A 14912-nucleotide genomic window follows, 5' to 3' on the forward strand; every position below is an offset into this window, starting at 1 on the left:
ATATCGGGAGGAATCTTCATATGTTTAATAAAAAATTAATGACAATTCCCGGTATCAAAAAACTAATTATCAAAATTAGCATATTAGCAGTCATTCAGGCATTATCAATTATTGCTGAAGCATGGTTTTTATCCAGTGCTTTAGTGAATGCTTGGATGCTAAAAAAAGTAACAGCATCGATTTATCCAATGCTGTTCTTTTTTATTGCTTTCATAATTAGATATTTGATCACTAGAATTGAAAATCAAATCACTGATAATTTTTCCGACAAAGCTAGTAGTGATTTCAAAAAAGCCTTATTAGAAAAGACTTTTGAATTAGGTCCACAATCAGTTGCCAAATTAGGTTCTGGACAATTAATTACCATTGCACTTGAAGGAATTGACCAAATCAAGAATTATTTAAATCTAATTATTTTGAAAACATTAAATTTAGCAATCATTCCATGGATCATTTTAGTAGCTGTTTTCTTTGTGAATGCTTTATCTGGATTAGTACTTTTATTAGTGTTCCCAATCATCATTTACTTTATGATTATTTTAGGAATTGCGGCACGTAAAAAATCTGATCAACAATATTTAAATTTCTCAAAAATGTCTAATAACTTTATCAATACCCTTCGTGGTCTAAAAACCTTAAAGTTATTTGGATTAAGTAAAATTTATGGAAAAAATATCTTTCGTGTTTCAGAAAATTATCGTAAATCTACCATGGAAGTCTTAAAGATAGCTTTATTGTCTACCTTTACTTTAGATTTTATGACTACCATTTCAATTGCGATTGTTGCGGTTATCTTAGGAGTTAGATTAATTAATGGCTCAGTATTATTGTTTCCTGCATTATTTGCACTAATCACCGCCCCTGATTATTTCTTACCATTAAGAGATTATGGAAATGACTATCATGCAACTTTAGATGGTAAGAATGCTTTAGATCATCTAATCAGTATTTTAGATACGCCATCTCCTAAGGCAAAAAAAGAATTAAAACAATTCAAAACTTGGCATCAAAACTCTACACTACAAGCTAATCATTTATCTTTTCAATATGAAAAGGATAGTGATAAAGGTATAAAAGATGTTTCATTTAACTTTACTGGTAATTTAAAAGTTGGAATTGTTGGACAATCTGGTTCTGGTAAATCTACCATGTTGAACTTATTGGGTGGTTGGCTACAACCAGAAAATAAAACTAACTTTAAAATTAACGGTGAACAAACTGATAGTTTGGCTCAATTTGCTTGGCAAAAGCACCTTAGTTACATTCCACAAAATCCATATCTATTTTCTGGAACAATTGCTGAAAATATCGCTTTTTATGCCCCTAAAGCTAATAAAGATGATATTAAAAAGGCAGCAAAAAGTGCAGGCCTTGGAGAATTTATTAATTCATTAAAAGATGGTATGAATACTATCATTGGTCGTGGCGGCCGTGGGGTATCTGGTGGCCAAGCACAAAGAATTGCTTTAGCAAGAGTCTTATTAGACAACCAACGTGAAATTATTCTTCTAGATGAGCCGACTGCCCATTTAGACATTGAAACTGAATATGAATTAAAACAAACCATGTTACCCATTTTTAAAGATCATTTAGTAATCTTTGCTACTCATCGTCTTCACTGGATGAACGATATGGATTATATTTTAGTAATGGAAAATGGTAATTTAGTTGAACAAGGTAAGCCTGAAGAATTATTAAAACGTTCAGGCAAATATCACCAATTAGTTGATGAAATTAGAGGTGAAAATAACAATGCGTAATTTTTTTCATAAGGATACATGGATTAAACCATATTTAAAAAAGGATAAAAAATTACTATTCACTGCTTTTGGTCTTGGAATTATCACAATTATTTGTTCAATTGGACTAATGTTTGTCGCTGGTTATTTAATCAGTCGTTCGGCTACTAGACCATATAATATTTTAATTGTTTATATTCCAGTTATTTTAGCGCAAGCCTTTGGAACTGGTCGTCCAGTATTTCAATATTTAGAACAATTAACATCCCATAATTGGGTATTAGGAGTTGTATCTAAATTACGTCAACGTTTATACATGACTTTAGAAAGAGGTGCTGATTTTGTTGGTGAACGTTTTCAATTAGGAAACTTATTAGGCGTATTATCAGATGATTTAGAACATCTAGAAGACCTATATTTAAAAACTATTTTCCCAATTATTACTTCATACGTAACTGGTATTATCATAATTCTTTTATTAGGGATTGTTAGTATTCCATACGCATTTTTTATGTTTGTTTGTTTCACAATTATCCTATTAGTAATGCCTATCATTTCAGTCATCGTTTTTGGTAAAGCCAAAAAACATGAAAAAGATTTGGTTGCTAATAATTATCAAAACTTAACTGATGCTACTTTAGGAGTTACTGATTGGATGATTTCAGGACGCAAAAAAAATTTTATTGGTGAAGGAACTAAGAACGATAAAAAATTAGCTCAATTGCGCAATAAAGTTGATCATTTTGAATGGAATCGTGATTTTGCATTACGAGGCATAATTGGAATCATCATTGTTGGGTCCATCATTTGGGGGAATATATATCTAAATAATTCTCAATCAATTTCTAATTATATTGCTGCCTTTGTTTTAGGAGTTTTCCCATTATTAGATACATTTATTCCAGTATCACAAGCTATGGAAAATTGGCCTATTTATAAGGAATCCGTAAATCGTTTAAATAATTTATCCAATAAATTGGATAAAGAAGAAATTATAGATAATGAAAATAATTTTGATACTAATAAAATAAATAGTATTAGTATGAACGATGTATCATTCAAATATGAAGGTGATACTTCAGATATTTTAAATAATATTTCATTGAATGTTAAACAAGGGCAAAAATTAGCCATTATTGGTCCGAGTGGAGTTGGTAAAACCACCTTACTTCAATTATTACTTGGTAGTATCAATCCAACTAAGGGTGAAGTTAAAATAAATAATATTAAAGTATCTGATTTACAAAATAATCGTGATAATATTTTTAGTGTTTTAGATCAAAAGCCTTTCTTGTTCGATACTACAATTATTAATAATGTAATGATTGGAAATGAACAAGCTACTTTTACAGAAGCTAAGCAAGCTTTATCTGAAGTTGGTTTAACAGATTATATTGAAACCCTTCCTAAAAAATATGATACCGATATTGATGAAAGCGGAATTAAATTATCTGGAGGCCAACGTCAACGTTTAGCAATTGCCAGAATATTATTACAGGACAATCCGATTGTGTTATTAGATGAACCAACTGTTGGACTAGATCCAATTACTGAAAATAATTTGATAAATACTTTAAATAAGGTATTAAAAAATAAAACTATTATTTGGGTAACTCATCACTTGCAAGGATTATCAACTATGGATGAAGTTATTTTCTTACAAAAAGGAACCATCCAAATGGACGGTTCTCCTGATGGATTATATAAAAATAATGACAAATACCGTAAACTTTACAAAATGGATCAAGGAATTAAAAACTAACTAAATAACTTATTAACCAATTTTAATAATACTTTTCTAGCATTATTATTTGGTAATTGATCAATCATCTGTTTGATGGATTTGTTATACTCATCCATTTTGGCATGAGTTTTATCTAAAGATTCACTTTCTTTTACAATAGCTTTAACTTTAATCAGATCAGCTCTTTGGAGTTGATCTTTTTTATTTAAAATCGCAAATAATTCATCATGATAATTAGTTTGCATTGCATAAATGACCGGCAAAGTATAAACACCATCTAAAATATCATTTAAAATTGGTTTACCAGCCTCTTCTTCGGTGTCTTCAAAATCAATTAAATCATCACGAAGTTGAAAGGCAATCCCAAATTCTGAACCAATTTGTTCAGATAGTTTAATAATATTGGCATCGGCCTTGGAAATAATTGCTCCATTCCCCGCTGCAATCTTGAATAAGTCAGCCGTCTTACCTTGAATTGCTGCTAGATATTGCTCTTCAGTTCTTTTAGGATCGAATTTAGTTTCATTTTGTCGTAATTCTCCATCAATAATGCCTTCAATTCCACTAACATTATATTTAATATCGTTCTTATTAGGCAGTGTGTCTAATACCAAATGAAAATATTTAACAAATAAATAATCACCCAAATAAATTGAAGTTCGCTCACCAAATTTATAGTTCAAGCTGGTGACACCACGACGTAAATCGGATTTATCAATAACATCATCATGGACTAGTGATGCTAAGTGAATTAATTCTACTGATGCAGCAACTTTTTCAAAATAATCATCATTATCTTTTTGAGTACCAAATTCTGTAAATAACATTAGAAAAGCCGCACGCAACATTTTGCCACTACCATTAATTAATTCATTAATGCTTTTCTTAAAGTCATCATCATCAATTTGTACTTGCTGTTTCATGATGCTTTCTATATTTTGCAATCTTTTTTCTAACGTAGGTCTTTGTTTCCATAATCGAAGATCCATAAAATTCCCCTATTTCAAAACTCGTTTATTATATTTCACAATTTTACAACTTTTATAGATTCATATCCAGTCATCAAAGATTTATAAACTATAATATTAAAAAAATCATAATCATTAAGCCAATTAACTATACGTTTTTCTAAAAAATAGTTAGAATGTTTATTGTACGATGTATTTTTATACAAAAAAAATCGAAAAGGAATGATTTAAATGCGAATCGGCGTTACCGCAGACATTATTTTAAGTCAAAATCAAACTTTCAGACAACGTGAAGGTCATTTTGCACAACGTACATTAATGAATTGCCTTTTGGCTAATAATATAACTCCTGTTATTTTGCCAGTTGCTAAACCAGAGATGGCAGCAGACCTATTAGAAACAGTTGATGGGATAATATTAACTGGTGGTCCAGATGTATTACCTGAATTCTATGGTGAAGAACCAATTAGAGAAATCGGTACTACATATGAACCTCGTGATCAATTTGAATTAGCCTTGGTAAAACAGGCGGTTCAAATGAAGAAACCAATTTTGGCAATTTGTCGTGGACTACAAATTGTTAATGTTGCTTTGGGTGGAACTTTATATCAAGATATTGACACTCAATTTTACCCTAAGGATAATATGAGGATTTTACAACATTCCCAAAAAACAATCGGATATGCTCCTGTCCATCATATTAACATCAATAATGATTCAGCATTAGCAAAAACATTTGGTAGTCGAGCATTTGTTAATTCTTTTCATCATGAAGCAGCTAAAGATGTTGCTCCTAGCTTAAACATTGTTGCTAGTGCCGATGATGGAATGATTGAAGGACTTGAAAATGATGATAAGTCTATCCAATGTGTTCAATGGCATCCAGAAAATATGTGGGATCACTACGAAGATGAAAATCAATTATTTATTGATTTCTTCAATCGTATTCATACAAAATAAGGAGTGATATTTAATGCCTGATACGAAAAAGAAACTTAGTTTTTTTAGTATTGTACTTTTAGGAATAAATGCCATTATTGGTTCCGGAATCTTTTTATTACCTACAGCTGGAATGAAAATCTTTGGTCCAGCTAGTATTTTGGTCTTAGTTTTTGATGCATTTTTAGCATTTATGATTGGTCTTTGTTTTGCTGAATGCTCCGGATTGTTTGATGAATCTGGTGGTGCCTATATTTATGCTAAACATGCATTTGGTAACTTTATTGGTTATGAAGTTGGGATTGCTGCTTGGGCCGTTAGAATTATTGCTGAAGCAACTATGTATGTTGCTTTCGCAACTGCTCTGGGTGGTTTCTTCCCTGCTCTAAATACATCTTTAGCTAAAAACATTATTGTTACAATCATGGCAGTTGGATTAATGATTTTAAATTTATCAGGAATTGAAGCGGCATCTGTTTTCAGTAATATTATTACTGTTGGAAAACTGTTACCAATCTTTTTAATTATTATTATTGGTTTATTCTTTATTCATCCTGGTAACTTTACTCCATTCTTTGTGCCATCATTAACTCATACATCTAATTTTTCTGATGCAACATTAACCATGTTTTATATTTTTACTGGAGTTGAAGGATTGGTGGTAACTGCTGGTGAAATGAGCAATGTTAAAAAGAATTTACCTCGTGCCATTATGGTTGTTTTGTCAGTAGTAACCATTATATATATTCTAATTATGACTGTATGTATTGGCGTTTTAGGACCAAAATTAACTCAAACTTCAGTTCCATTACAAGCTGCTTTAACTGCAATGATCGGTAAAGTTGGTAGTTATATCGTGGTTGCAGGATCAGTGCTATCAATTGGTGGAATTTGTATTGCATCATCGTTCATTACACCACGTTCCACTGAAGCGCTTGCAGATAATGGAATTTTGCCAAAGGCATTTAGTAATAAAAACAGGAAAAATGCTCCTTATATATCTATTATTGTAAATGCTATTTTAATTTTGGCTTTATCATACTCAGGAACATTTACTTATCTAGCACAAATTAGTGCCATTTCAAGATTTGCTCAATTCATCCCTACTATCATTGCCGTTATGGTGTTTAGAAAAACCATGAAAAATCAACCTAGGGCCTTTAAATTACCTTTAGGTTACACCATTCCAATTGTTGCTTTAGCAATATCATTATGGTTAATCTTTAACACTAAAATTAACTTACTAATATTTGGATTTGGTGCTTTAGTGATTGCATTGCCATTCTACTTTTTAACTCGTGGTTTTCGTGAAAGAAAAATGAAGTAAAATACTAAAAAAACTCGAACTTCGATAGTTCGAGTTTTTTTATTTAACTTTTATAATAATTGCTCTTAAATTAAAGAAAAATTCAAATCTTTTATGCATATATTTAACAGATGCACCTTTTGCTTCAAATTCTTTTTTAAAACGTCTAATCATTCCAGGAGTATTTAACATAAAAATGACTCCACCCGATTTCACAACCCGATTTAATTCTTCAGAAATAGGTTGATAAATTGCTTTTTTACGATTACTTAATTGATCATCACGACCATGAACAGCAGTTGCTACATCAAAACTATTGTCATCGTACGGAATATCAGTAATATCATGAGATTTCAATTGAACCTTTTCTTTTACATCTTCCAATGTAGAATTCTTTTCTAACCTTTGGATGCTATATTGGTAGATATCTTCTACACCATCTACTTCTTTTAAGTTGGTATTTTTAGCCATTTTCAATAAAGCATAACCTGTTCCTGTTCCCAAATCTAGTCCCTTACTTGAAGCAACAAAATCCTGATTATCAACAAACTGGTTAATATAATTTTTCTTGAAAGTAACTGTTCTAAATAATGTCCAAAGTCCTAATAATATCAATATTAGAACATACATCATTAATTTATTTTTATGATCAAAATAAATAGAACCATATAAACAAAATGCAGCAATAAAAGATAACGCAATTATATATGGCTCATCGGTTTTATAACGATACCAATGTTTTACCCAATTTATAATTTTATTCATTATAATTATGTATCCTTTCAAATCTATTTTATAACCTAATGATAACAAATATAGACCTTTTTGCTAAAAAATTAAATATATTTTTACAATTTCATTGTAAAACAAAAAGAAGTTTATACATAAAATAAACTTCTTTAATATTATACTTATTTAGCTTTTAATTCTGATTGAACTAACCACTTATGATTTTTAATATTCATACCTGTTTGTTTATCTTTAAAGTTTACAGTATAAGCAGGTCCCTTATTAACTGAAACAATCTTACCTTTTGCACCTTTCATGCCGTACATATGGTCAGCTTTTACAGTAACTGATTTACCAGCTTTTAATGCCCCTTTAGCGCTTAATTCACTAGCTACTACCCATTTATGATTTTTTACTTCTTTACTGCCATTAGTAGGTTTAAAGTCTATTTTATATAACTTAGTCTTATATACACCAGCTACAGTGGCTTTTGCATTCTTCATACCTTTCATGTGATCTGCTTTTAGAATAACCTTTTCTCCAACATGAAACTTAGCATGCGTATCTTTTTTAAGCCCCTTAGGCATAGCTGAATTCATGTTCATTGTTAAACCATCCATTTTCATCATGTGCATAGATTTCTTTTTATCTTTGGTATGCATAGATTTCATATTCATTGATGATTTATCAGTATGATGCATCTCTTTATTCATCGATGCGTTTGCACCTACTCCACCAAACAAAGATAATGCTAGTGCTGCCATTGAAGTTGTAGCCAATACTTTTGATACTTTCATTATAAAGACTCCTCAAAAATGTATTTGGTAAGATATAATCTTACTTGATTCATTATGTTAGCACTTGCGTATAAAAATAACTACTCATTTGCTCAAATAATATCAATTGATAGATATCACACTTTAATTAAGTTATCATGAAGGTAAATATTAATAAAGAAGGGTTATTATGAATTTTAAGAAAAACGTTGCAACAATTCTCACTGGAATTACATTAGCATCAATGCCAGCAATGGTTGTCAGTGCCAATGGGATGCCTAAAAATAGTTCTAATTATTGGAATAAAGTTAGGTACATAAAAGTAAATAAAAATATCTCAGCTGTTCAAAGAACGGTTAAAAATAATTCTATCCAACCTAAAATTAATAAAAAAATGACCGTTAAAAAGGGTAGTATTTTAGTAGTCGATAGATTAAAAAATAGTCATAATGAATGGCTTTTATTGAATGGCTTAAAAAATAGTAAAAATTCTGTTTGGTCAACAAATCAAAAAAATACTAATTGGATGAGTAAATATACACCGAAGAAAGTTGATAATACATCCAAGTTGGTAACTTTAACTAAAAAAATAAATATTACTGAAAAGACCGTGAAAAATCATCAAATACAAAATAAAACATTGAAAAAATCAAGTCTAAAAAAAGGCTCAATTGTTTATGTAAAAAGCTTTGGTGGTAACGAATGGTTAGTTTATGGTAATAATATGCCTAAAACCAATAAGAATGGTGCTTGGGTTACTAATAATAAAGGCACTAAATGGATGAAGAATTACACACCAAAGCCTGCACAAAGTAAGTTAGTTAAGCTAACCAAAGAAATTAACATTATTGAAAAAGGTGTAAAAAATAATACCATTCAAAATAATGCAATCAGTAAAAATAAACTTCAAGCTGGCATGATAGTATATGTTAAACCTTTAAGTATTTATAATGATGAATGGCTAGTTTACGGTAATAACATTCCTAAGGGTAAAAATAATGGTGTTTGGGTAACATATAACAAAAATCAAAAATGGATGCAAGAACCAAAAACTGTTAAGTCTAATTACAAAACTGTAAATAATAGTGAAATTGGTAATGATTATACTGATGCATATTTATCAGGAGCATTAAATGGTAATGATCAACAAGTTATTGTCCAAGCTGGACAAAAGATTCAAGCTAAAAAACTTGATGATAATACCGAAGCAATCAAAGTTAATAACAAGGAATATTCACTTAAAGTAAAAGATAATCAATTTGCTACTCAAAATAATGTATATATATTTCAAAATGGTAATGTTGGTTCACTTTATGCACCAGACGATGACAATGCTGTGGTTACAAAAGATTACCAACCTAAAGACAATAGTCAATGGCGTCAAATTCTACCAAACAATCAAATGAAAATATTCTCATATTCAGCTCAAAAGAATGGCTGGATTGATATGGGAACATTTAATACTAAACAATAATTATAAAAAAATAAGGATCTGCAATTATGCAGGTCCTTATTTTTTATTCAGCTTCACCAATTGCTCCAGCAATATCATCCTTTGAAAAATCATGTTTCATAAACTCTTCATCATCAACTGGTAATTTTTGTTCTAATTGATCTAATACTTGAGCTGAAACTTCCCCTTTACTAGTGGAGAAGTCTAACAAATGACCTCCCATTGATAAATCGTCAGCAATAAAATGTAGATGAAATCCGCCTACTGCTGAACCATTAAATAGTTGAGGAGAATAATACCCCATAACAGTTCCAGTTACATTTTCACCACTAAATTCATGTTGCTTATGAGCACAACTAACTAAATTGGGATATGGTTTTGATTGTCTATTAATCGATCTAGTTTTAATCTCATCAAAAGTTCCATGAAGCTTAATCGAGAAGAACGTATTTTGCCAATCTTTTATCCCCATAACTTTTTCTTCTAACTTATCAGGAGTCATTGTTGATTCAACATCAAATAATTTTTTATAATCAGCAAAGTGAACATCAGCAAATGGAACGGTAAAATCCCCATCTAATTTATTAACACTACCATGACCATCAATTTGATATGGGATACCATCTTTAATGACTAATTCACCATCCAGTCCATCACCAGTTCCAATGCCAGTATCACCATGTTTTAATAATTCACTTAATTTTAGGGTTCCTTTAAATAATCCTGGAACTAGTAATGCTAAAGTCCCATATTGATATAAAGTATTAGTTTTATTCATTTTAAAACACTTCTTTCTACTTAAATTGTTAATATATTATAGTACATACAAGTAATAAAACAGTTAAAAAAGCTCCATCCCTGATGGATAGAGCCATTTGACAAAAAATATTATTTTAATAATTTCAAGCTTTCACGATTGAAGTCTTCCAAATCATCAGGAGTACGACTTGTAACTAATTTGTGTTTACTATCAACCACAACTGGTGCATTTAATACTTCAGCTCCAGCATAGAACAAGTCATATCTGATAGTTGTGTAAGCTGTTAATTTCAATTCATTAGTTAATCCAGTTTGAATAAAGAATTGAGGACCATGACAAATAGCAAATACAGGCTTATTAGCCATCAAGAATTCTTTAACAAAGTTAACGTAACGAGCATCAACACGTAAAGCATCGGGAGAGCCACCACCTGGTAGTAATAGAGCATCATAACTATCAAAATCAGCATCATCAATTGAAACATCAACTTTTTGAACATCACCATGTTCACCGTGAATTTCATTACCAGCTTTTGCTTCAATAATGTCTACACTGTGACCAGCATCTTCCAAAGCCTTTTTAGGTGAAGTTAATTCTGAATCTTCATATCCGCTTGTAACAACAGCAGCAATCTTACTCATATTAAAATTCCTCCTCTATTCATGTGATCATTTACATGCTACATAAGAATTAATCATGATACAAGTAAAAGAACTTATTCAAAGTAAATAATTGATATCGGCTTGGAAAGTCTATTATAATAAGGTTATACAATATACGGAGGAACCAAAATAATGAAAAAATTATTAAAAATTACATTAGCAACATTTGCTTGTCTATTTATTTTAAGCGCATGTGGTAAACAACAATCAAATGAAAATAAGAAGCCACTTCAAGTACCATCATTATCTAGTGCTTTTGATACAAGTGGTATTTCACTCCAAAAATATGACAACATTAAAGTTTCTAGTAATCAGTTAAAAGGTGGTAGTTCTAAAGAAAGTCTTATGAAGACTTTAGGTAAGCCATATCATACTTCAGACACTAAATTAACTAATAATCAAAATGCTAAAGAATATACTTGGCAATTAGGTAATGATGCCAAAATTAAATACATTTTTGCAATCGTTTATAAAGATAAAATTCTAAGTAAAGGATATCAACAAAACACATCATCTAAATTAGTTAAAAAGGAAACCATTAAGGACTTAAAAAATGGTACTTCTTATAATGAAGTCATAAATAAGTTAGGCAGTCCACTTGCAGAACAAATATCGGACGGTGTACAGTTCTTAACTTATCAAAATGATAAAAATGGAAATGCTGTTAACTTAACATTTAAAAATAGTAATTTATCAGGTAAGAATTTCACTAAATTAAACAAATAGCAAAAAAGGTCACTTTTAACAAGTGACCTTTTTTAATTATCAATATATTTATCAAGTTGTAATGACTGGAGTTCTTTAAACAACTCATCAGTACTCATCTTATTTAAAGTTTCCATAAATTTATCATCATAATTATCCATCAAATCATCAAAATATTTTTTAACTTGTTTAGGATCCATATTATGATAGAGTTTAGCCTTATCTTCTGGTTTTCTTAAATCATAATGATAATTAATATAAAATTTTTTTATGTACCATGCACCTTTAATTTTAGCTTGGTATGTTTTAATTCTTTCATCTGTCCAATACATGTCTTTCCACCTTCTTCAAATCTATTATATATAAAAAGATTCAGAAAGTGAAAGATAAGATGAAAGGCACCTAAAATAATAAATTTTAGATGCCCTTTCTTAATTTTGACCACGACTATATGAATCATTAAATGCTTTAAAATTTTTATCATGTAAATATTTAGCAGCATCTGATAGCCAATTTGTATTACGCAAAAGTGCTCGGCCTTCCATAATTAAATCGGCTTGGTTGTTTTGCAAAATATATTCACATAAACCTGGATTATCTAAAAGCCCAACCGTTGAAACTGGAATCTTAACATCCTGTTTCATCTCAGTTGCAAATTTAGTCTGATAACCATCATGTACCGGAAAATCAGGGCTAGCATCAGTTAAGCCACCAGTTGAAGCATCAATTAAATCAATTCCTGATGCTTCTAGCCAACGACCAATTTGCTGCCAATCAGACATTGTATTTTGAGTTCCTGTTGTATCATAGTCACTCAATGATAATCTAATCCAAATTGGACCACTATAATTGGACTTAACAGCTTCAATAACTTCACGAACAATACGGTAACGCTTTTCTAAACTACCACCATATTCATCATCGCGTTTATTTGAAACAGCTGATAAAAATTGATGTAATAAATATCCATGTGCTCCATGAATTTCAACCATATCAGCACCTGCATTAGCTGCTCTTTTGGCTGCTTTCCCAAAGTTTTCAACAATTTGCTGAATTTGAGGAATTGTTAGTGCATTGGGTGTTCGATAATTATCACTGAATTCAAATGAACTAGGTGCAACTGGAATATCAGCATCACTAGCTTTACGACCAGCATGATTTAGTTGAACTCCAATCTTACTACCCAAATAGTGAATGGAATTAACTAATGATTTCAACTTATCTGCTTGTTGGTCATTCCACAAGCCTAAATCATTTTTAGTAATACGTCCATCAGGTTCCACTGCAGTGGACTCAGTAATAATTAGTCCCACTTGACTAATAGCACGCATCCCATAATGTGCAAAATGAAATGGCGTTAAGATGCCATCTTCATTCTTCACCTCGTACATACACATTGGCGACATAACCACTCGATTTTTTAAATTTAATCCACCAATATTGGCTTTAGATAATAATAAAGACATATTAATTTATCCCCTTTGTTTAGCTTACTTAATGTTAGCAACACTAGCATGCTAATTTTTGAATGTAAAATAAAAACACTCGATTAACGAGTGTTAAGATAATGATTTCATAGCATTGGTAAAGCAATGCATCGAGCAATTAATTTCACCTTTAATAATTCTAATCTTATTATCAACATGTGCTTGATTAATATTATTATTTTGCTTTAAATAACTAACCAAATTATCAATGTCTGAAATCACATTAATTTTTGCATTTGTGTTATCAAAAGCATTTAGTAAATGTGAGCGCGTTCTTTTTAAATTTAATAAAGTTTGATTAATGCTGGTCTTTTCCATGTAAACAACACCTCTTAATCTCCATCATTTTTAATTGATTTTAGATTTTTTCTAACTAAGAATAAATTAATTGCTGCTAAAACAGTCGTTGCAATAAAAACGCCCCGATAACCACCAATTAAAACTACTGCTGAACCAATCATCGGGCCTGAAACATTACCAGCAGCTTGGAAGCTTTGATTCCAGCTAAAAACCTGACTGATTCTTTCTTTCGGACTATATTTAGCTAACATCGCCTGAACTGTTGGTAATAATGCTGCATCTGAAATACCAATTAAGAAACGAGTAACTCCTAGTTGCCAAATATTTTGCACAAAACTAGTTAAAAAGAAAATTAAAATTGAAAATAATATTCCAAATTTTAATATTTGATGGGAACCAATCCGATCACCTAGTTTACCAAAAAATGGCGCAATTGATATCATCGCTACCCCATTCAATGCTTGAATAATTCCTGCAACTAACGCAATATTAGTCGAATGAGGATCCAGCTGTTTTACATACAAACTAAGAATCGGTGAAATTGAATTATTAGTTGCTTGAATAAATAATGTGGTTAAAAACATCCCAAATAAAATTTGAGCTGTAGGAATGCCATTCAAGAAATGAGGTTGCTTTTCACCTTTTTCATGAACAACTGGCGTAAAGTTTTCATGAACAAAAAAGACACTTAGGAAAAATGCAATCAGCATCGCAATTCCAGTGATTAAAAAGGTATAACGATAACCGAATAAATCAGCTATTAAGCCACCGACCATTGGGCCAACTAATGTCCCAGATACATTCCCAGTTGATAATTTCCCAGAAGCATGTCCAATTTTACTTTTGGGTGTTTCAGCAGCTACCAATGCATTGGCATTACTAATAAATCCAGAGAAAATTCCTTGCAATAAGCGCAAAATAATCAATTGCCAAGCATTTGTTACTAAACTCATACAACCAATCACAACTGCCATTCCAAATGAAGCTCTTAATAACATCGGCTTACGTCCGTATTTATCAGCTAAATATCCCCAAAGTGGCGATACAATCATCTTAACAATAAATGGCGCAGCAAAGGCTAGTCCACTATATATTGAAGTTTCAGTCGCATTATAATGACCCAGTTGTCCGATAAATAATGCAATAAAAGGACTAATACAACTAAACCCAATTCCTGCTACAAAGGTTCCGAACCACAAAACATTTAAGTTCTGTTTCCAATTAACAGTTTTCGAACCCAATGTGTCACTCATCTCCTTTATTTATAATACTGATAAATAAAGAATTATAACACTAACAAATTAAATGCAAAAGTTATTGATATCAAATTATATAATGTAAAAT

15 protein-coding genes are annotated in these 14912 nt (G+C 30.7%); 6 read left to right on the top strand and 9 right to left on the bottom strand.

The features are described 5' to 3' along the window. Positions 1-20 precede the first annotated feature (20 nt). Together cydD and cydC are read left to right on the top strand one after the other, a co-directional pair. Positions 21-1760, top strand: coding sequence for a thiol reductant ABC exporter subunit CydD (gene cydD, locus C7N71_RS04285; RefSeq protein ID WP_105987902.1), 1740 nt, complete (start codon positions 21-23; stop codon positions 1758-1760). Next, a complete protein-coding gene (gene cydC / locus C7N71_RS04290) occupies positions 1753-3501 on the top strand; it encodes a thiol reductant ABC exporter subunit CydC (protein WP_105987903.1) in 1749 nt (582 codons plus the stop codon). The genes cydD and cydC overlap by 8 nt, the downstream gene beginning before the upstream one ends. On the opposite strand, the gene C7N71_RS04295 is transcribed toward cydC, so the two are convergent. Then, on the bottom strand, positions 3498-4472 hold the full coding sequence (locus C7N71_RS04295) for a polyprenyl synthetase family protein (RefSeq protein WP_105987904.1): 975 nt from the start codon (positions 4470-4472) through the stop codon (positions 3498-3500). The genes cydC and C7N71_RS04295 overlap by 4 nt on opposite strands. Before the next feature lie 210 nt (positions 4473-4682). Here C7N71_RS04295 and C7N71_RS04300 point away from each other — a divergent pair, with 210 nt between their 5' ends. Together C7N71_RS04300 and C7N71_RS04305 are read left to right on the top strand one after the other, a co-directional pair. Further along, entirely contained in the window at positions 4683-5411 is a 729-nt protein-coding gene (locus tag C7N71_RS04300) for a gamma-glutamyl-gamma-aminobutyrate hydrolase family protein (RefSeq protein WP_105987905.1), read from the top strand. 13 nt (positions 5412-5424) lie between these two features. Then, positions 5425-6717 (top strand): APC family permease, encoded by a 1293-nt coding sequence (locus tag C7N71_RS04305; protein WP_105987906.1) that lies wholly within the window; start codon positions 5425-5427, stop codon positions 6715-6717. Positions 6718-6756: 39 nt separating this feature from the next. Here C7N71_RS04305 and C7N71_RS04310 read toward each other — a convergent pair whose 3' ends face one another. Further along, on the bottom strand, positions 6757-7461 hold the full coding sequence (locus tag C7N71_RS04310; RefSeq protein ID WP_140921710.1) for a class I SAM-dependent methyltransferase: 705 nt from the start codon (positions 7459-7461) through the stop codon (positions 6757-6759). Positions 7462-7607: 146 nt separating this feature from the next. After that, positions 7608-8222 (bottom strand): YdhK family protein, encoded by a 615-nt coding sequence (locus C7N71_RS04315; RefSeq protein WP_105987908.1) that lies wholly within the window; start codon positions 8220-8222, stop codon positions 7608-7610. Positions 8223-8391: 169 nt separating this feature from the next. On the opposite strand from C7N71_RS04315, the gene C7N71_RS04320 reads away from it, so the two are divergent. Further along, positions 8392-9675 carry a hypothetical protein gene (locus C7N71_RS04320; RefSeq protein ID WP_105987909.1) on the top strand — a complete coding sequence of 428 codons (1284 nt, stop codon included), beginning with the start codon at positions 8392-8394 and terminating at the stop codon, positions 9673-9675. 43 nt (positions 9676-9718) lie between these two features. Here C7N71_RS04320 and budA read toward each other — a convergent pair whose 3' ends face one another. Together budA and C7N71_RS04330 are read right to left on the bottom strand one after the other, a co-directional pair. Beyond that, a complete protein-coding gene (gene budA, locus C7N71_RS04325) occupies positions 9719-10432 on the bottom strand; it encodes an acetolactate decarboxylase (protein WP_105987910.1) in 714 nt (237 codons plus the stop codon). Between the two features lie 110 nt (positions 10433-10542). After that, positions 10543-11055 (bottom strand): type 1 glutamine amidotransferase domain-containing protein, encoded by a 513-nt coding sequence (locus C7N71_RS04330; protein WP_105987911.1) that lies wholly within the window; start codon positions 11053-11055, stop codon positions 10543-10545. A gap of 153 nt (positions 11056-11208) precedes the next feature. On the opposite strand from C7N71_RS04330, the gene C7N71_RS04335 reads away from it, so the two are divergent. Next, positions 11209-11802, top strand: a complete 594-nt coding sequence (locus tag C7N71_RS04335; protein ID WP_105987912.1) for a DUF3862 domain-containing protein — start codon at positions 11209-11211, stop codon at positions 11800-11802. Positions 11803-11834: 32 nt separating this feature from the next. On the opposite strand, the gene C7N71_RS04340 is transcribed toward C7N71_RS04335, so the two are convergent. The 4 genes from C7N71_RS04340 to C7N71_RS04355 all read right to left on the bottom strand — a co-directional run bounded on the left by C7N71_RS04340 (position 11835) and on the right by C7N71_RS04355 (position 14821). Further along, positions 11835-12113 carry a hypothetical protein gene (locus C7N71_RS04340; RefSeq protein WP_105987913.1) on the bottom strand — a complete coding sequence of 93 codons (279 nt, stop codon included), beginning with the start codon at positions 12111-12113 and terminating at the stop codon, positions 11835-11837. A 99-nt stretch (positions 12114-12212) separates the two neighbouring features. Beyond that, a complete protein-coding gene (locus C7N71_RS04345; protein ID WP_105987914.1) occupies positions 12213-13247 on the bottom strand; it encodes an oxidoreductase in 1035 nt (344 codons plus the stop codon). A 93-nt stretch (positions 13248-13340) separates the two neighbouring features. Then, the gene (locus C7N71_RS04350; RefSeq protein ID WP_105987915.1) at positions 13341-13586 is read right to left on the bottom strand and encodes a hypothetical protein; all 246 of its coding nucleotides are present in this window, start codon (positions 13584-13586) and stop codon (positions 13341-13343) included. 14 nt (positions 13587-13600) lie between these two features. Continuing rightward, complete coding sequence (locus C7N71_RS04355) at positions 13601-14821, bottom strand: multidrug efflux MFS transporter (RefSeq protein ID WP_105987916.1); 1221 nt, start codon at positions 14819-14821, stop codon at positions 13601-13603. Positions 14822-14912: the final 91 nt, after the last annotated feature.

The sequence above is a fragment of the Apilactobacillus timberlakei genome (assembly GCF_002993965.1).
In the GTDB taxonomy this organism is placed as follows: domain Bacteria; phylum Bacillota; class Bacilli; order Lactobacillales; family Lactobacillaceae; genus Apilactobacillus; species Apilactobacillus timberlakei.

Bases quoted from the DNA above. Each gene is read 5' to 3' on its own strand.
- cydD (WP_105987902.1), top strand. From the start codon at position 21: ATGTTTAATAAAAAATTAATGACAATTCCCGGTATCAAAAAACTAATT.
- cydC (WP_105987903.1), top strand. From the start codon at position 1,753: ATGCGTAATTTTTTTCATAAGGATACATGGATTAAACCATATTTAAAA.
- C7N71_RS04295 (WP_105987904.1), bottom strand. From the start codon at position 4,472: ATGGATCTTCGATTATGGAAACAAAGACCTACGTTAGAAAAAAGATTG.
- C7N71_RS04300 (WP_105987905.1), top strand. From the start codon at position 4,683: ATGCGAATCGGCGTTACCGCAGACATTATTTTAAGTCAAAATCAAACT.
- C7N71_RS04305 (WP_105987906.1), top strand. From the start codon at position 5,425: ATGCCTGATACGAAAAAGAAACTTAGTTTTTTTAGTATTGTACTTTTA.
- C7N71_RS04310 (WP_140921710.1), bottom strand. From the start codon at position 7,461: ATGAATAAAATTATAAATTGGGTAAAACATTGGTATCGTTATAAAACC.
- C7N71_RS04315 (WP_105987908.1), bottom strand. From the start codon at position 8,222: ATGAAAGTATCAAAAGTATTGGCTACAACTTCAATGGCAGCACTAGCA.
- C7N71_RS04320 (WP_105987909.1), top strand. From the start codon at position 8,392: ATGAATTTTAAGAAAAACGTTGCAACAATTCTCACTGGAATTACATTA.
- budA (WP_105987910.1), bottom strand. From the start codon at position 10,432: ATGAATAAAACTAATACTTTATATCAATATGGGACTTTAGCATTACTA.
- C7N71_RS04330 (WP_105987911.1), bottom strand. From the start codon at position 11,055: ATGAGTAAGATTGCTGCTGTTGTTACAAGCGGATATGAAGATTCAGAA.
- C7N71_RS04335 (WP_105987912.1), top strand. From the start codon at position 11,209: ATGAAAAAATTATTAAAAATTACATTAGCAACATTTGCTTGTCTATTT.
- C7N71_RS04340 (WP_105987913.1), bottom strand. From the start codon at position 12,113: ATGTATTGGACAGATGAAAGAATTAAAACATACCAAGCTAAAATTAAA.
- C7N71_RS04345 (WP_105987914.1), bottom strand. From the start codon at position 13,247: ATGTCTTTATTATTATCTAAAGCCAATATTGGTGGATTAAATTTAAAA.
- C7N71_RS04350 (WP_105987915.1), bottom strand. From the start codon at position 13,586: ATGGAAAAGACCAGCATTAATCAAACTTTATTAAATTTAAAAAGAACG.
- C7N71_RS04355 (WP_105987916.1), bottom strand. From the start codon at position 14,821: ATGAGTGACACATTGGGTTCGAAAACTGTTAATTGGAAACAGAACTTA.